We start from the raw sequence: 17,667 nt of genomic DNA on the forward strand, positions 1-17,667 counted from the left end.
ATAGGCCCACCAAAGAAAAAAGGAGGAATCAACGACGGACCCAGACTTATATCAGCAAAGATGAAATCCGATCCTGCAGTGACTGTCACCTCACCAAGCGAGCCTGCGTTGAAAATTGCTCCAAAGTTGAACAGCGGAGCGATAAAGAATCGGCCATCTGGATCAACTTGGTTGATCGGATCATTTGCACCATAGGTATATCGGTTCAGGCTTTGAGGATTGGCTACGCTCCCCCTTAACGGGTCAACCGAGTTGAACCTCCCCGGGCTGCCGCCATAGTACCTGTTCACGGCATAATCCAGTCCGCTCTCGCCGTCTCTTTCGTAGCTTGTAAAGTGGTGCTTCTCTTGATTGCCGCTCTCCGCGAAGTCTTCTCCAAAGGGGAGGTGCGCTTGCCTGCCAATCACATTGCCGCTTGAATCAACAGTCATCCGCACGCTCAAGCGGTCGCTGATGAAGTACTGAGTGCTCCCGCTCGCCACCTTCGCGATCATCTTTCCGCCAGCGTAAACGTAATCCACCAGATTCCCGCCCGAGCCATTATGCTCGGCTAAGACTTGCCCTCCTTCCCAGACGTAGTGCGTTGTAGCTCCAGATGCTATCTTCTTCACTCGCCAGTTCCGGTGATCATACGAGTACTGCGCTGCCCCTCCGTCGATGCTTACTACCCGATTCTCTGCGTCGTACGTGTAGCTGTGTGATCCATCGTTGGTCACATTGCCTGCTGCGTCGTAGGAATAGCCCACTGCGTTGACTGTCGCTATGCGGTTAGTGGGTACTCCTCCACTCTGCTGAAGAGTGACGGTCTGAATTTGATTGCCGCCTGTGACCGCGTCCCACACGCCTGTTCGATTCCCCCATCGGTCGTAAGCAAATCGCCGCTGCGCGCTCGCTCCATTGCTGGTCTGGCTCGACGTAGCCAGGCGTCCCTGCAGGTCATAGGTGAAGCCCGCACTCTCCGTTGTGCCGTTGATCGTCCCACTGACGCTCATCAACTGCGCGGCATTGCCTGCCGTAGAGCCGCTGCCGTTCTGACCTGAAATAGCATTGTAACTGTAGTTGAGGCTCAGAAGCGTGTTGCCGCTACGCATCGCCGATTGTGAAGTCATCTGCAGGCGATTAGCATCGTAGCCGAAGCCTTCAACTACGCCGTTGCCGAGCGCCCAGCCCGTAACCTGCTCGGCGGAGTTGTAGCCGATGCCGCTGACATAGTTGCCCGTGCTCGCGTCCGCTATAGATGTTACTCTCGCGTTCGAGTCGTGGCTCAGGTTGATTACTCGTGTTGACGGATACGTGAGCTGCGTCTGCTGGTTTATGGTGTTGTATTGGTAGCTCGTCGAGTAGTTAATCCCGTCTATCGTGTGCGTTACGGATGAGACGCGATTGAAGCTGTCATACCCGTAGCTCTCCGAATAGCCACTGCCCACGCCCACAGAAAGCAGAAGTCCTTTGGTGCTGCTGTTGCTCGACGTATCGTAGTTGTACGTTACGTTCGGAGTCGTCGCAACACCCGGCGCGTTGCTGGTGTCATAGCTCACCGAAGTAAAGCGATTCAATGCACCATATCCATAGCTGGTCACCGGGCCTCGAGCGTCCTGCCTGATTGAGATCGCGTGGAAATCCGTCCAGGTATACTTCGACGACCAAAATGTTCCACTGCCGTCGTTAATCGTTGCGCTTTGTTCCGGAATTCTTTCAAACAACAATCGCCCCAGCGCATCGTACTTGAAGCTGCGAAGCTGTCCGCCTTGATTGACCTCGACCAATTTGTCCAACACCGAATGAGTATAGCTCGTCTCCTGCGTGAGCTGTCCATTAGCGTCCTTCTCGGTCACTTTCACGATTCGCCCAAGCCCGTCCTGCTCCTGTTTGATTTGACGGTTCACCTGATCGGTGATCGTGCGAGTTGCCCCGCTGTATGAGTACTGGATCGTGTTGACGCTATCGGGCAAGGTCGTCACCCGAACTCGCCCAAGCCCGTCATACGAATACGTTGTCGAAGGGCCGGGCTGCCCTCCCTGGGCAAACGGATTGGTCTGGCTGCTGACGCGCTGCATAGAATCATAGGCAATGTTCACCAGGTTGCTTGCCGCGTCTAACCTCTGCGTCGCCTGTCCCCAGCCATTGTAAATGCTCGAAGTGGTTATGCTGCGGTTTTGCCCCACTTCGACATAGCTCAGGGTAGTCGAAGCAGTAAGCGCCGCGTCATTATAAGTGCTGGTGACTGTTGCCCCCGTCGGCAAGGTTTTCTGCTGAAGTCTCAACGCCGCATCATAGCTGTAACTGATGGTCAGGTTGTTCGGGTCGGTCTGGCTGGTCACCAAAGACGTGTTGAAGTCGTACGCGGCACTGCCGGTCAGGTGCACCCCCACTGGGTCGCCGTCAGTCAACTGCAGCGGCCTAGACCAGTAGTTGCTTATGTCGAATGTATAGTTCTTCTGGTTGCAGCAGGTCACTTGGGCCTTGACCAAATTGCCGAAGACGTCAAACTTGGCGAGCCTGGTTATTGTCGCGCCAAATACGACTTTGTACTCGGTTGTGCCTGTGACGTTTCCCCGCACTGTCTTGGTTGTGTTGTAGCTGGAAACATGGCCCGGCGCCCAGGAAGCGTTCCAGTAGTCCAGCATCCCTCCCATTGCCGAGTAATTGTCATAAGTGTAATTGGTCTGGGCGACCAGGATGTCGTCTCCATCGTATGTGTTCAACTGCGCGTCGTAAACGAAGACAGACGACACAAGCCGCCAGAGGTTCGCATTAAAGTACGAAGGGTCGCTCTTGTAGATGAACTGAGTGCGCCTTCGCACCTGCCAGTTGCCACTTACCTGGAAACCGTATTCCCGCCGGTTCGTCACGGCTCCCGTTCGGTCATAGTCAAAGTCCACCTTTGTCGGCGTGCCCATATCGTCATAACTGGTCACCGACTGCACCTGCGGCGAGCCAAACGGGTCTGCGATATAGGCGAAGACGTTCTTTGCCAGCGAAGATGATCCACTTTTGGCTTCGAATTGCACCAGCAGCCCGTTATCGGTGGAGCCGCTATTAGTCGAGCGGGTCAGCAGCATTTGTGAAGCGTCGGGCCGCGTGATCGTAAAAATAATAGTCTGCGAGCCTGTGTTGGTGTTGTAGGAGTACACACCGCCGGGGTTTTCCGTGCGCTGGCTGAAAGCGGGCGCGTCAGTAAGCACGGTCCCCCCGGATGTCGGATAGTTGAAAGAGGTTGTTGCGCTCTCGACTCCGTTGCTGATCGCGCCAAACTGGTCAATGCTCATCTGTCGACGTAAGGACGCATTATAAATCATCCCATAATCAGAATAGCTGAATGAGTAGCCGCTCTGAGTGGCCGGGAAGTAGACGTGGCGCAATGTATTGAGCGTCTGACCGTAGCTGGCGTTCTCAACCGATAGCCCGCTGAAGCTGAACGTAAGCGAGCGGCTCTGGTAGTCGAACTGGGCAAGCGTGCGCGTGCCGCTTCCGAACGCCGGCGCGGTAATTGACACGAGACTGCCGCACCCATCGTAGTTAAATTGAATGTAGCGGCCCAGAGTGTCGCGCACGTAATCAATAGCTTGTTTCCAGGGGAAGAAGCTCTTGTACGCGACCTGGACATAGTTGCCGTTGCGGTCTGTGATCTGCGTGGGCAGCAGGCGGTTGTTCAACAGGACAATGCTCACTCTTGTACCATCCGGGTATCGCAACTCGCCATAACTTGCGTTGCCGACGTATCGAATGTGCGTGCCGTCGGATGTCTCAAGCGTGTTGGTGCCGCTCGAAGGCGCGACGCCCAGCCGATGGCGCGTGCCGTCAGGGTCGATGAGCAGATAACTGACGCTCGGATCAGTGCCATAGGTAACCACCCTTCCGAATCCCAACGAAAACCCGGCGTAGGGCCATCCATTAACTGCGTTGAACGTCACTGCATTTCCATGACGGGACCATATGCGAGAGTTGTAATAGAGCGTGAGGTTCGCGCCGAGGCCACGTCCTCCGAGGCCGACTATCGGCACGGCGAAGTTGAAGTTGCTGCCTTCGGGAAGCACAAGCCCCATCCCGGCCGGCTCCGCTGCGCGGTTATGAGGCGAGCCTAAGAGGTTGCGAGGTTCGCTCCAAATCTCGTCATACACAGAATCTCCGCCATCGCCTCCCGAGCCGCAGCTTTGAGCCTGGACTGTAGGCATCAGTTTATCCATCAGCGAATCAACCAGGTTTTCGTTTGGGTTCGATCCATTGCTCCCGAGTTTTACTGTTCCGTTCGCGCTCAAGCTGTTCTGATCGGCGAGCCACTGTGCATCGGTTTGTGAGGGACGCTGCCCCGGCCTGACCAGCAGTGGCGCAATCGCTTGAGCCGCTCCCGCGCGGCAAGTGAGAAAGACCAGCCCCGGCAAATGAAAAGTGGCCTGACCGGCATCATCAATTTCCACCTTGGATGGGTGGGACGATTCCCAGTTGAATTTAATACCCAGAACCGTTTGGCCCGCCAAATCTGTGGCAAGGGCAGTGAGGGTGACTTGCTGTTGCTGATAACCAACATACTTAAGTGGCGAAATGCGTATGCGCGCGACTCGAGCGAGCCGCTGTTCGGGTGTCTCTTCTTGGCTCGCGGCGGACGCCGACCTGAACAGCGATTTCGCAATGACCGAGATGCTGCTGAGCGAGCCTGTGGCAAGGCTCACAGCCAACCGCCCCAGCGTTGGCAACGCGCGCACCGTTAGATCCGTTCCAGGCCAGATAAGTAAATTTAAGAGCAAGACAAGGCAAACCAACTTTCTGCGCAGACCGTGGCGAAACAGGTTGCGAGCGAAGCGGATGACAACACGATGAGTGAATAATTGCTGAGCTTGATTTGAGCGCATAAATCCTCCGGCACGCCGACAGTAAACCCGCCTGCGTGGACGCGATGTTTGATCCTTAGCTTGCAGCGGGCAGATCGGTGCTAAAGAAGACAAGACTGCCCGGCTGTGATAGTGAGGACGCGGGGCGGCTAGATAATTTATCTTCTGATCGAAGAACTCGGATTAGAGGTGAATCCCTAGAACTCCGATGACCCTTTGCTCGATTGATACCGATCTACAGTGGACTCGGGCTTGGCACAAGCCGCAAAAGGAAATGCCCGTGACCAGCCTGGCAACCTCCGAATTGAAACAGGCGTCCGCGAATCGGAAACGCTGGCGATTCGAACAAACGGCGGCGATCATACAACCAGCAGAATTGTTTGTCTGTGCTCTAGCGCACACGCACGACAGAATTTTGCAGAGTTAGACGCCGAGAGTCTGAGTATAAGCATCCCTGACGATGTGATAGCATTCGCAGGACGCCCTCTCTAGGCCCTCGCGGTCCACTATCGTAATCTGCCCGGGAACGTGATGAATCAATCCAAGTCTCTTTAGATCTCCCATTGCTACTGTCACCCCCTCCCGGCGCGACCCGAGCATGTAAGAGAGGAATTCCTGAGTGAGGCTGAAGCTGTTTGATCGCACGCGGTCGCTAGTGACCAGGAGCCATCGGCATAGTCGCTGCTCTACCATGTGAAAGCGATTGCAAACGACTGACTGGGAGATTTCGGCGAGCAAAGCACCGACGTGGCGGAGCAATAAGTGTTGCAGCGCGCCGTTGCGTTCGAATTCGGATCTCAGCACAACAGCCTTAATCCTCAGAGCGGCGCCTTGAACTTGCACGATGACCTGATGGGGTGATGTCTTAAACCCTAGCGCGATTGGAGCGCCCAACATCCCTTCGTTACCGACCATAGCCACCTCCACGAGCGACCCGCCTTCGCTGATCGAAAGCAAAGAGACCATCCCCCTGGTTGGAAAGAAAACGTCTTGAATCTCTGCGCCGAAATCATAGAGTACTTTGCCCTGAACCAGGTCAATGCTTCCTAGATCTTTGGCAACACGAAGGTATTCATCGGCAGGCAACGACGCGATTATCCGATTCTGATCAGGATGAGCCGGCTGAGCGCTTGTCACTATTTCCCTTCCTACTCAATGACTGACGGAAACTCTGCCTGAAATCATTCAACTAATTGCAGCGCGAGAAGTTCAGAGACTAACAAAGCGGAACAAGTTCGCCGGTTGCGGCCAAACCAGACACAAATCAACCGGGCAATCGCGTCGCAACGTGGACCTGGGGGTTGGAGGGGGCGCCGCGCAACATAGAAGTCAGAAACTCGCAGTCAGACGGGACGGAGTGCGCCGAGCTTCATCGGCCACCGTCGCCTACTACTACGAAGCCGGCCCAGTAATAGGGCTTCATCCCATATCGGGGATCATTGATCATCCCCAAAACCGCCTGCCGCCAGGCTTCGGCTCGAGAGAACTTCCCGCGAGGGTGCCGCCCGCAATGTTTTTCTGAAAAGCGACCATCAGTCTTGTCGTTCCTTCAGAGGGGACTTGCCACTGGCTCGCGATCATTGTCGGTACGCCTGCTACGAAAAGCAAAAAGTAGTCTTGTTGTTTAGATACGGCTCCGCTGGTTTGGTTAATAGATTGTAAAGTCGAGACCCGCCTGTCTGAAATCTGGATGATTCGTGGACAGTAAGTTCCGAAACCTTCCACCAGAGCAGACAACGCGCTTTTCTTAATATCTATAGAGCTCTTTCACTCGAACTGTTTCTTGAACTCGACAAACTGCTGCTTGAGTTCCGCCAATTCGCCTCGCACTTGTGCCACCTCTTCCTCGAGCCTCGAGAGTCTCTCATTTTCCTGGAGGACCTCGATCGTGGCCGGCTCCAACCGCGTCGCGGCTTCACGCTCCTCAATCTGAACTTCTCCAGCCAGCAAGTGCGCGTAGCGTGACTCCTTCGTCCCCGGTTGGCGCGGCAGCTTAACGGCGAACGGGGGTTGAGCCGTCATCAGCGCTTGAAGCGTCAGCTCAACTTCCTCGAGTTCCTTGAACTCATACAGGCGCCCAGTTCGTCCGCGAATCTCCCCGACCGTCTGTGGCCCTCGAAGCATCAACACGCACAGCACAGCGATCTCTTGCTCGGCGAGCTTGTAGACTTCTGCGAACCTTTGCTCGTATTTGGGCACACGGCCAATACCGGTTACCATCCACGCCAGATTCTTTTCTCGCAGGCTTTCGAGCGCGCGAGCCACAGTCTTCTCGTCGAATGAAACCACAGGATCGCGGTTTGAAATCTGATTGCACGCATTGGTGAGCGCGTTGAGTGTGAGCGGATAGTACTCGGGAGTGGTGATCTCTTTTTCGATCAACGAACCGAGCACGCGCACTTCGACCTGGGTCAGCATCTGATCCACGATATGTTATTCCTCTTCAAAGTCATAATCAGCGGCCCCCTGAATTTATATAACAGCGCCGGCCAAACTTCTATCCGGCGCGAACTCGCGCGGGGCACGTATCGAAGGGTTTCTCGGGGTCCCGGAGTGAGCATCGAGCCGCCGGGCCGGAACGCACATTGCGCTACCCTCAAGAGTTTTGACTACCGAGGAGCGTTTTGGTTTATACTCGATGGCAACAAACCGTTCACGCTCTGGAGATCAAAGAAATGGAAGACGGTGTGGCGGCTGAGGAACTCGAACAAGCTCTGGCCCAGGCGCCTTTCGCCAAAATCCATAACGCCAAACTCCATTCATTCACGAGCGGCGAGTGCACCTTGATCATTCCGTTTGATGAATCCTTCGAGCGGCCGGGAGGAATTGTGGCCGGGTCTGTCCTGATGGCGGCTGCGGATGTAGCGATGTAGTTGGCGATTATGACTCGGCTTGGAACAAGTGCGATGTCGGTGACCACAGAGATGACCACGAACTTCCTAAGCTCGGCGAGGCGAGAGGACGTGCGCTGCACGGCCAGGGTGCTGAAGCTGGGCAAGAGTTTGATTTATGGAGTCGCCGAGTGCACTAACGATGCAGGCAAACGGCTGACGCATCATACAATCACGTATGTAAGACTCGACGGTTAGTTCTGCTCTAGCGTGGAAATCGAGCCGTCCGCGCCCTCACCAGCCTTCGTCATCGCAGCGCCAATGAAAACGTCGTCACGCAAATTGGTCCGATCAACGGTCGCTCGAGGAGCTGCTGTCAGGCGATCGGCGCCCGAAGCGTCTAGCACACTGGCTTTCGAGCGGCTCTTGCCCGATGCTAGAATGCGCTCACAACAGACAATCAGACGGGAATCAAGAGTGAGCGCATGGCAAACGGGTCAGGAGCGGGAGCCGAGCTTAACAGAAACTGGCTCGACAACCTGAGCGACGAGGAACTCGTGGACACCTTCCTCGCGCGTTCGAAGAACGACCGCCGCGCCGCGCATCTGTGCTTCGAAGTAATCATCGCTCGTTACCACTGGCTGATCAGTCACGTCGTGCGCAACTCGCGCTATCGTTTTCCCGCGTGGGATTCGGCTGACGATGTGATCTCGCGAGTGGTGTTCAAAGTCTATCGGGGGCTGGCGCAGTGGAGGAGGCAGGGGAAGCTTTCGAGCTTCGTCGCGCGCATCGCTTCAAGCGAGATGATTGATACGATTCGCCGGGTCGGCCGCGACAAATCATGGAACCCGCGGCAATCTCTCGCCGATCCTGATTCGGATGCGCCCTCTCCCGTTGAGACAGCGCCTTCAAAAGAGCCTTCGCCGGAGGCGCAGTTGGTCGCGCGCGAGCAGCGCGAGATCGTGGACAGCTTGCTCGCCGACGTTTGCCGCGATTGGAAGGACAGCGTAATCGTGAACGAGTACATAATCGGGAATCAGAGCGGCAAGGAAATCGCCGAAAAGTATTCCATCTCGGAGGACCTCGTGTACCAGCGTGCCAGACGGCTGCGAGTGCGGTTGGTCAAGTGGTTGAACGAGCGAGGCATCACTTCGGCCCACTCGCTGCTGACCGGGCTTGCAGCGAAATGATGAAGTCTGACGCATACAGGAAACTCAGATGGTCAAGAAACGAGCACATCCGGACAACCGGTTGTTCGATTATCTAAGCGGCGCGGTAGACGAGAATGCCGCGAGGTCGATTGAGGCGCATCTGTCAGTGTGCGATGACTGCGCTTCAGTTGCGGGGCTGGTTCGCGAACTGAAGGAATCGGCTTCAGAACTAAACAGCGAAGGCCAGTCTCAAATCTCAACTCTCAAATCTCAAGAGCATCCAGACATCAGCGAGCTTGCGTCATTTTTTTATTCCAAAACGCGGCGCGCAGTGAGGTCCGGTATCGCGAGTCACCTGGCGCTTTGCAGGTCTTGCGGCGAAGCGATCGCACAGTACGCTCGTGCCGAGAAAGCTGCTGCCGAATACAAGCCGGTGGGCGTGGTGGACAGCGAAGTGCCCGCAAAGGCGTGGGAGATGATTCGCGACTGGGAGGACAGCAGCTTCGCAAAGCTCAAGCCCGCAACCGAGGTGCTCAGCCAGGAACTGCTCACGCGGCTCGCACGCATCCTTAACGAGCAAGCTCAAGAGGCGGGCGGGTTTGGCCAGGAAATTTCCCGGTCACAGAATGTTCAGCAGACGGAAGAGGCCGGGCGCGTCCCGGTGCTGGTTGTCAGCCGTTCGGGCGAAGTGCGCAGCGTGGAGTTCTTCGAGCGGGCAGTTGATTCGACCGGTGCAAGAATCCTGAGGCACTCAGAAGGTTCGCTGCGTTTCGACAACAGGCTTGTTCACGCGCTGCTCGACTTCGGCGAAAAGGACCCGTTCGTTGTTTCAAACCTGATTCGCCGCGACACCATTCGACTGGAACAGACCCGACCGGACGAAGAGTCCCGCCGCACGGACTATGTCATCATCGAAGATTAGGATTCTCGCCGGGCAAATTCTCTAAAGGGCCAGAACCCGTTTACCAATCATCGAAGCGAGGTCGAGGGCGCTTACCAGGCGTCCGACGGCAAACTTGTGCCGTACCGCCTCTACATCCCGAAGAGCTACAATGGCGCGAGCATGAAGCCGCTTGTGGTGATGATGAGGGGTACTACTTCAGCGGGCTGTTCGATCCGGCAGTGATAAAAGGTGAAGCGGAGCAATCCACAAATTGAAGCTCGCGGTAAGTTCTCACACTATCTTCTTGACCGCGATAACGAAGAGGCATATAGTGACGGCGCGTCCAAATAGGAAGTAGCAGAGCGAAGCGTTTAACGGTTAAACACCCTCACTCCTGATAGCCGTTCCTTAAGAAACCCGTGCTGAATAACCGTAGCGGTGTTACTAATCGTTGATCGTGCGATCTCACGCGCAGCCGCGCCCGAGGAAACCTCGAGCTTACGATTCATCCGACTCTATACAATGCTAGCGGGCAGGCACTCGCGATCAAGACTATGATTCTTGGCGCCAGGCAACAGCTCGAAGGTTTGTGGTGGCGACCAGATGGCGCGTCGCAATATAATCTAGTATTGACCAATACGACTGACGCCAATCGTGCAGGTTGAAACCATCTTCACGGGAGATCAGAAATCATCTAAGGGTGAGTCGTTAAACCTGACACTTGAGTCTCATCAGACTCGGGTGCTCAACCTGAAAGATGTGAAGCTCCCCTTATCAACCGGAAATGGAAAGGGTAGGATGGGCGGCATCAGCATAACGCATAGTGGTAAGCCAGGCGCGGTGCTCGCCTACGGAATGCTGGCCAAAAGCGAGAACGGCTTCTCCTCCAACTTTGCGTTTGCAGACCCTGCCGCCAGTCAATCTCAAACCCTGGCTGCCGCGCATCTGTTGATCGGAAGAGCGGAGATGGAGAGGTTTTCGCGGGATACCTCTTTCACATCTGTCGCCCTATTGCGCAATGCATCGGATGCACCTATCGAGGTGAAGCCGACAGTAAGCTTCACATCCAATAACGAGCCGCATACTACACGACTACCAAGTCGTGAGTTACTGTCGCAGCAGGTTGAAGCAGTTGATGTTGAGGCGGAGTTGAAGCGAGCAGGCTATCGCGGCCCGTTTGCCGGAGCAGGGCTGACACTGGCTTCGTCGGGGAAGCCAGGTACACTGGTGGCGCATCTTTCCAGCTTTGATCAGACTCGCAATCACGTCTTCGATGTGCCGCTGAAAGACCCGGAAGTGAGGTCTAACCGCTATGGAGGATGTTACCCCTGGAATATCGAGGGCGACACTCAGAGCATCATTCACGTTCGCAACACCACCGATGAGAAGGCGCTTTTCACCATTCAGCTTGATTGGGATGGGGGAACCTACGCGCTGCCGATTCAGGAACTCGCCCCTCAGCAAGAGCTCGCAATAGACATTCGCAAGCTGCGTGACACACAGGAAAAAGACAGCACCGGACGAGTGATACCGAAGGAAGTAGGTCGAGGGCAGGCGACGTGGTATGAGCACGGAGAGCAGGCATTGATAGGACGAACCGAAGTGTTCAACACATCGGCGGCTACAGCCAGCAGTTTCAGTTGTGCGCCGCCAAGTTGCTGTCCGCCGTCTACCCTTCTTGTTTTCTGCACACCCAATTCAATGAGTGGAGTTGTAGGCGAATCATCGCTGTCGCAGATGTTCGAGAGAAGGTATCGAGAGTGTGACGGAGCGCAGTTTGGGCCGTACAATGTGACCACACAGGCAACTTGGTCTACGGACAATGCGGCAGTGGTCACGGTGGGGGCAGTAACTCTGAGCGGGGCGCAGTGCACCTGCGTGGGGCTGGGACAAGCAAACGTGAACGCGAACTTCCAGGGAATAAGCTGGGAGTTTTTCTTTCGAGAGAATCGTTGTCGGTCGTTAATAGTTCCGTTCCCAATATCTTGCCCGGTCACGGTGTTTCGCTTGCGGATTCGTGCCTCAGGATCGTCAATACACTTCGAGGACAGCGAGAGCGCTGCATCAATCGTCGCAGGGAAGACGTTCGGAATAATAGCAGAGGCGGTTGACGCTAGCGGAAATGTGCTGCCAGTGAACGCAGGTGTTAGCACAAGTCTTAGCAGAACGCTTGGATCGGGAGAGATCAAGTTGCCATCAAGCTTCAATCTGGTAAACGGCTCTTTCACGAGCGGTGGACTTCTCCACCAGAGTAGGATTAGTTGGAAACACAACTTCGTGTGGCCATGTAGTACAGGCGAATGATCATTTCGTCGCACTTCCAGTGGCTCAACTGTGTGACACACAGGTCATCGTGAGGAATTCAGGCACTGGGCAGTCTGAGGCTACTACTAAAAGAGACAAGGGTCCGCACTTCCCAGGTCCGGGTACCGCATGTGATCCTAGCGGTACGATGGGTGGCGACTTTTACTGGAACACCGGTACTAGACCCAAAGTCGAGAGCCTAAGCTGTGAGACCGGTAATAACAACTCAGGCATCGATCTTGCGGATGGTACCTTTGCCGTGCTGGGATCCCCATCCCAGGTTGTTTGGCGCTTTGGCTTCTTTTAACAATAAGTGCAGTATGACAACGCGATCCCTTTGTACGGTAGTTCTTGCATACATCATTGGAGTGTCAGGGTTACTTTGGCACCGCCCGCCCAATACGGTTCTCCGGGGCGGAGAAATATCCAACTCAGTAGCTCCATTTAACAACTCGCGTTTGAACGTAACTGCGGCAGTGATAGAGCAGCCTTCCCATGACCAACAGCAAGAGCCACCACCGCCTCCCCCTCCTCCGCCCCCTCCTCCCTTAGGTTTGGGGAGCCAGCCTACTAGCGAAGCTCTACCAGAGCCAAGGCGCACTCTCGTTGGTGTGACTAGGACTGACCTTACGAAATTTGAGCGATTCTTGCCGGGCGGGGCGCACGTTTATCTTTATCCCGTGGGTAATAGTAAGCTAGCCGCAGCTCTCATCCGCGCTGATTTGAATGGCGACGGCAGTGACGAAACGATTGTGGTATACAATGAGCGGAAACCGACACGTGAAGAAGGCAGCCTTCCTTTGATTCTAAGCATAATGTCACGAGCGGGAAACAAGCTTGTTATGCGTTCGACGGTTCGCCTTTTGGGTGATGTGTTTTTTAGCCCAAGGATTGAAGGTGTAGGTGCCCCACTGAGCGCATATGATCTCACAGGCGATCGTCACCCTGAAATCGTCGTGGTTTCAGGGGGCGGCGCCAGTGTCGGCGGCGTTCTCCAAGCTTTTTCTTTCGACGGATTGACCCTTCGGGAGCTTGCGCGTATCGGCGGGCACTTCTTCCGAGTGCGATCCAAAGGAGCGGGCAAACCCGCTCTAATCACTGGACAGTGGAATGGAGAGAAGGGAACGAGGAGTTACGAGTGGAATGGCCGGGTGTTTGAAGAGACGGCAACGCCAGTGAAGCAATCGCGGTAGAATCCCGTCTCGCTACAGAAAACGAACTGTCCGTCCAGATGCCGATTTTTTGGTCGGCGGCATATTGTTCAACCATATTTATTCAACATTGATGCAGGCGAAGGCTTCCTCCCACTCGTTGTGCAAGATATTACTGGCGACCGTCAACCTGGGCCGAGCGCAAGTCTTTGCAGATTCTGTATCTTCCGTGGCGTCTCATTGATCGCTTTCAACTAAGAAGACCTCGTCGTCGCTCTTCTGGTCGTGATTATCCGTTCGATCGAATAGATGGGCTTACCCTGGGATTCAAAGTAAGTCCGGCTCAACATCTCTCCGATCAACCCCGACGACACCAACTGCACTCCCGCCAGTATCAGCACCGCGCCCAGTAGCATCAGCGGCCCGTGCTTGTCGAACAGCGCTGTTCCGTATACCACCTTGTCGATGAGCAGCCAGATGTTTATCGCCAAACCGACCGTGGTGCTGAGCAGACCAATCGGTCCAAAAAAGTGCAGGGGCCGAGTCACGTATTTCAGCAGAAAACGAATCGTCAACAGATCAAACAGAACTCGGATCGTCCGCGAGAGCCCGTAGTGAGAACGCCCGCCCGGCCGCTCGATGTTCGTGATGGGCACTTCGACAATGGTTGCGCCGTTCCACGACGCCAGCGCGGGAATAAAGCGATGCATCTCGCCGTAGAGTCTTATCTGCTTGATCGTGTCTTTGCGATAGACCTTGAACGTCGTGCCGAAGTCGTGAATGTTCACGCCCGACAGCTTCGACATCAGCCAGTTCGCCACCCGTGACGGCGCTCGGCGGAGCAGAAAGTTGTCTACTCGTTTCTTGCGCCAGCCGCTTACGATGTCGCATCCGGTTTCCTCAAATGCCGCAAGCAGCAACGGGATGTCGGCCGGCGTGTGTTGCATGTCCCCGTCCATCGAGATGATCACGTCGCCCTCGGCATAGTCGAACCCCGCGGCAAGCGCGACCGTCTTCCCGTAGTTTCGCTTCAGTCTGATGACCACCACGCGCGGGTCGCTCTTCGCAAGCTCATTCAGGATTTGAGGGGTTGAGTCGGTGCTGTGGTCGTCGATGAAGATGAACTCGACCGGCTCATAGCGGGAGGTCATCGCCTCCGATAGCTCCCGATACAACTCGCGTACGCTTTCCTGCTCGTTGTGAAACGGAACCACGACGGAGTAGCTCGGGGTTTCCACTTCGTTCGCAAACTTACTCACTACAGCTCCCGATAGTTAATCAACGCGATCCCTAGCTGTTCAGCAAACCGTCTCAGGCTCGGATCGCTGAGCGCTTGAAGCTCAAGCTCCCGCTCGCGCTTGAGTCTTGTGCGCGCTCGCTCGAGGTCATCATCGTATTCTCCCGGATGGCACATCAACTCGGCCGTACCTTCTCCCAAGGACTCCATCATACTTCGAATTGCTGCGCTGTCCAGCATTCCTGTCAGCTTGACGCCGAGAAACCTGTCGGGCGTTTTGAGACCATACTCCCGCGTGAGCCGCTTAAACCGTATCGCACCCGGCGATACGGCCGCGGACAATACAGACTGCTTAAGGTAGGCCCACTTGTACGCCGGGCTGAGCCTCGGCAGACTGAACTGATTTTCAAAGGGATTTCGCACACACTTGATGCCGAACTCAGCCGCCACAAGAGCGAGCGCCTGCATAACTCTCGGGTGAGTGTGCGAGTGCTTGTGAGTGTCGAGATGAGTCAGCTTGATTCCGCTTTCCACTACACGCGCGACTTGCGCGCGGAACTCACCTGCCAGCTCATGTGTTGGGACTGATCCGCGGGCGAGCTTGATCATCAACTTCGCAAGAGTCTTCGGCAGCAAGCCCCCGCTATCAACCAACGAGGCGACTTCGCCTGCCGGAGCTACGGGCCGCCCGCCAACAACCGCCAGGTGACACCCGACTCCGAGACCAGGATTCGCCCGCGCCAACGCGATGGCATCCTCGAATGCTTCGCCGTTAGACATGATTGTCGCGCTGGTTACGATGCCCGTGTTGAACGCGCGCACTATGGCGCGATTGACCCCTCGGGTAAAACCGAAATCATCCGCGTTTACGATAAGTCTCTTCATCCTCGAAACCGCTGTTATCTCGCACTTGTGCGCTCCCATTTCCGCACCGGCCATGGTGTCGAAGAGAGCGCACGCCCTGAGGAAGCCCAACTACTTGTTGCCCATCGCATAAACCCGCGAGGCCGCGGCGCCTTCGTATTGGCCATTCCTCCAAAGCGGGATTCGCTGACTCAGAAATCGTGGTCAGCGGTGGCGGGTTGCTTCACCATATTCTTGCGAGCCGACGACTGGTGTATCAAAGCTCCGGTAGTTAATTTCACCTTTTCTTAGTGAAAATCTGAAGCACTTGTTATAGAATGCGAGCCGCTACTGAGACGCAGATTTCCCTTTTCGCCGGCTTCTCGGTGGCGACAAAGAACAGCGCATAAAGGATGTGGACTTAGAACTGAATGAAAGTTTTAGGCTCGCAATCTAGTCCACAGGAAGAACCCGAGCGCAAGCATCAACGCGCTCGAGCCTAAGTCAAACCGAAATGTCCGATCTGCGCTTGCCGAGGTATTGCCTTGATTCAAAGATCGATCATTCCGATCAGACACGGGCAAGGCGCTCTGACCGCCGACCGGATTCTCGCCAGGGTCGCAGAGGCAGTCGGGAGCGCTGCATTCGCACCAATTGCCAGCGATTGTATGTCCAGCCAGTGCAACGGTGGCATATGGACTCGGGCTGGTTGCTTTGTCACTCTGAGAAGCTGAATACAAAAGCGGTAGAGCTAAGATGCAGACAGCCGCAATGACAAGTCGTTTTCTCACGGGTTGTTCCTCCAAAGCGGGATTCGCTGACTCGGAAATTGTGGTCAGCCATGGTGGATTGATTCAGCACATTGTTGTGAGCCATCTGGCTCAGACCGTCTATTCACAAGAGGCATTTCTCAAACTCACCAATGCATTGATTCAGTTTGCAGAGCAAGCCTATACGCTGCGTGATTTGGATGCGCTTGAAGAGGTAAGCAGGGTATTGATGAACCTGCCTATAGATGCAGCGCGGCAAATAGGTCTGTACTATCACGCTCTCGCCATCAACCGTAAAGGCCGGATAGATGAGGCCAAAACTTTCCTCGAAACAGTCGCCGACAATGCGCCGATGACTTACAGAGCGCGAGCGATTCAGACTTTGGGTGCAAATCATCATGCCAAAGGCGAGCTCGATGAGGCGCTCAGATTTCAGCTTGAAGCGCTGCGAGTGGTATCTGATTGGAATGCACACGGTTTGCAGACCACGCTGCTGGCGCGTCTCGAAATAGCCACTTTCAAGAGCCTCAATGAAGATCACAAAGGCGCATTAGCTATCCTCGAAAGCCTCTCGCCGCTTGTGCAGATTGTAGGTCGGCAGAACCCGCTTTACTTCTATTTCTACCACAACGAGCTAGCGGTTGAGTTCGGAGAATTAGACCGCATCACTGAAGCGGAAGCAGCATGCGCAATCGCTCTTGCGTCGCCATTCGCTCCTGCCTATCCAGAATGGACCGAGACCCGCGATGAGATTGCAGCCAAGCGCGCCTCTGCCACGCCATCAATCGTTGCAATCAATCGTGCGCCCGAAGCCGAACCCTCACCACAAGTTGAACAGCAACGAAAGCCACACCGATCTAGGCCGCGCTTATCCAAGTGGCTTGCTAGCGAAAAAACTTCTGTTCAAAGAGCTTCAATCACGATCGTTGTGAGCGCCGTAGTCGCTCACGATGGACTAACCCAAAGCATCCTTGATCGGGTGCGCATAAGCATCAGGCCGCGCGCCCCACCTGCCCGTCGCTGAGAACAACCGACAAATAATTTTCATCATTCAGGATTGCGGGGCGGGCCGACACTCGCTATGACGACCCACCCTGCCCATTCGCACGGCGGCGTGTCTCAGTATATGTGTGTCTTACACACGCCGCCGCCCCAGGGACGGGTATGAGTATACCAAGAAAAGGAAGCAAAAGCGCAAATACTAAACGTGCAAAATCAAAATACTTTGAGGACTCTCATACCTGCAAAAGGAGGCTATATGCCCCAGCCACGAATCGTAGGTGAGCAGGTATGGTGTCCTGTCTGTAACAATTACGCGCAATTCATCAAGAGCGCGTATGCGGCTCGACTTGCCGGCGTACATAGAAGAACGATCTACCGTTACATTGAAGAAGGTCTAGTGTACAGCGTTAAAGTTGCCGGCAAGTCTTACCGTATATGCAGCGGTTGTTTGCTAAAGGCAAGTTCGCGATGAAAAGCGATCCCTAAAATTATATGGTGGCAGACTATGACATCTTGCATTGACCCGGCATGGCAAGTGTTATATCTTCCGCTACCGAATGAGACATTCTTCACTGGAGAGGTAGTTTTTATGAAGCAGGCCGTCAACTGCGCGAAGGCAGCAACTTCAAGTGGGCAGCCCCGATCATCGAGCTGGGTGGCCGCGGG

The 17,667-nt window shown here is 55.1% G+C and carries 13 protein-coding genes; 7 read left to right on the forward strand and 6 right to left on the reverse strand.

Features of this window, described 5'->3' with window-relative positions; genetic code table 11:
- From AABO57_28360 to AABO57_28370, 3 genes are all read right to left on the reverse strand, one after another.
- Positions 1–4,670 (reverse strand): RHS repeat-associated core domain-containing protein (locus AABO57_28360; protein MEK6289647.1); only part of this gene is annotated, 4,670 nt, incomplete at its 3' end.
- Between the two features lie 582 nt (positions 4,671–5,252).
- Positions 5,253–5,966, reverse strand: coding sequence for a Crp/Fnr family transcriptional regulator (locus tag AABO57_28365; protein MEK6289648.1), 714 nt, complete (start codon positions 5,964–5,966; stop codon positions 5,253–5,255).
- Positions 5,967–6,596: 630 nt separating this feature from the next.
- Positions 6,597–7,256 carry a DUF480 domain-containing protein gene (locus tag AABO57_28370; protein MEK6289649.1) on the reverse strand — a complete coding sequence of 220 codons (660 nt, stop codon included), beginning with the start codon at positions 7,254–7,256 and terminating at the stop codon, positions 6,597–6,599.
- 248 nt (positions 7,257–7,504) lie between these two features.
- Here AABO57_28370 and AABO57_28375 point away from each other — a divergent pair, with 248 nt between their 5' ends.
- The 6 genes from AABO57_28375 (at position 7,505) to AABO57_28400 (ending at position 13,191) form a co-directional block, all read left to right on the forward strand.
- Positions 7,505–7,702 (forward strand): hypothetical protein, encoded by a 198-nt coding sequence (locus AABO57_28375; protein ID MEK6289650.1) that lies wholly within the window; start codon positions 7,505–7,507, stop codon positions 7,700–7,702.
- Between the two features lie 9 nt (positions 7,703–7,711).
- Positions 7,712–7,918: a PaaI family thioesterase gene (locus AABO57_28380; protein ID MEK6289651.1), complete on the forward strand. Its 207-nt coding sequence runs from the start codon at positions 7,712–7,714 to the stop codon at positions 7,916–7,918.
- Positions 7,919–8,145: 227 nt separating this feature from the next.
- Positions 8,146–8,850 carry a sigma-70 family RNA polymerase sigma factor gene (locus tag AABO57_28385; protein MEK6289652.1) on the forward strand — a complete coding sequence of 235 codons (705 nt, stop codon included), beginning with the start codon at positions 8,146–8,148 and terminating at the stop codon, positions 8,848–8,850.
- A 28-nt stretch (positions 8,851–8,878) separates the two neighbouring features.
- Positions 8,879–9,733: a zf-HC2 domain-containing protein gene (locus tag AABO57_28390; GenBank protein MEK6289653.1), complete on the forward strand. Its 855-nt coding sequence runs from the start codon at positions 8,879–8,881 to the stop codon at positions 9,731–9,733.
- Positions 9,734–10,348: 615 nt separating this feature from the next.
- Entirely contained in the window at positions 10,349–11,998 is a 1,650-nt protein-coding gene (locus AABO57_28395) for a hypothetical protein (GenBank protein ID MEK6289654.1), read from the forward strand.
- Positions 11,999–12,609: 611 nt separating this feature from the next.
- Positions 12,610–13,191, forward strand: coding sequence for a hypothetical protein (locus tag AABO57_28400; GenBank protein ID MEK6289655.1), 582 nt, complete (start codon positions 12,610–12,612; stop codon positions 13,189–13,191).
- A 212-nt stretch (positions 13,192–13,403) separates the two neighbouring features.
- Here AABO57_28400 and AABO57_28405 read toward each other — a convergent pair whose 3' ends face one another.
- The gene (locus tag AABO57_28405; GenBank protein ID MEK6289656.1) at positions 13,404–14,408 is read right to left on the reverse strand and encodes a glycosyltransferase family 2 protein; all 1,005 of its coding nucleotides are present in this window, start codon (positions 14,406–14,408) and stop codon (positions 13,404–13,406) included.
- Positions 14,408–15,271 (reverse strand): ChbG/HpnK family deacetylase, encoded by an 864-nt coding sequence (locus AABO57_28410; protein MEK6289657.1) that lies wholly within the window; start codon positions 15,269–15,271, stop codon positions 14,408–14,410. Before AABO57_28410 ends, AABO57_28405 begins: the two co-directional genes overlap by 1 nt.
- A 729-nt stretch (positions 15,272–16,000) precedes the next feature.
- Here AABO57_28410 and AABO57_28415 point away from each other — a divergent pair.
- Positions 16,001–17,023, forward strand: coding sequence for a hypothetical protein (locus AABO57_28415; GenBank protein MEK6289658.1), 1,023 nt, complete (start codon positions 16,001–16,003; stop codon positions 17,021–17,023).
- 404 nt (positions 17,024–17,427) lie between these two features.
- On the opposite strand, the gene AABO57_28420 is transcribed toward AABO57_28415, so the two are convergent.
- A partial coding sequence (locus tag AABO57_28420; protein MEK6289659.1) for a hypothetical protein occupies positions 17,428–17,667 on the reverse strand: 240 nt, incomplete at its 5' end.

This window comes from Acidobacteriota bacterium, assembly GCA_038040445.1.
GTDB lineage: Bacteria > Acidobacteriota > Blastocatellia > UBA7656 > UBA7656 > Onstottus_A > Onstottus_A frigus.

What these genes read in the sequence shown, in the direction of transcription:
- AABO57_28390 (MEK6289653.1), top strand. Translation starts at nt 8,879, where the DNA reads ATGGTCAAGAAACGAGCACATCCGGACAACCGGTTGTTCGATTATCTA.
- AABO57_28375 (MEK6289650.1), top strand. Translation starts at nt 7,505, where the DNA reads ATGGAAGACGGTGTGGCGGCTGAGGAACTCGAACAAGCTCTGGCCCAG.
- AABO57_28380 (MEK6289651.1), top strand. Translation starts at nt 7,712, where the DNA reads ATGACTCGGCTTGGAACAAGTGCGATGTCGGTGACCACAGAGATGACC.
- AABO57_28415 (MEK6289658.1), top strand. Translation starts at nt 16,001, where the DNA reads ATGACAAGTCGTTTTCTCACGGGTTGTTCCTCCAAAGCGGGATTCGCT.
- AABO57_28410 (MEK6289657.1), bottom strand. Translation starts at nt 15,271, where the DNA reads ATGAAGAGACTTATCGTAAACGCGGATGATTTCGGTTTTACCCGAGGG.
- AABO57_28385 (MEK6289652.1), top strand. Translation starts at nt 8,146, where the DNA reads ATGGCAAACGGGTCAGGAGCGGGAGCCGAGCTTAACAGAAACTGGCTC.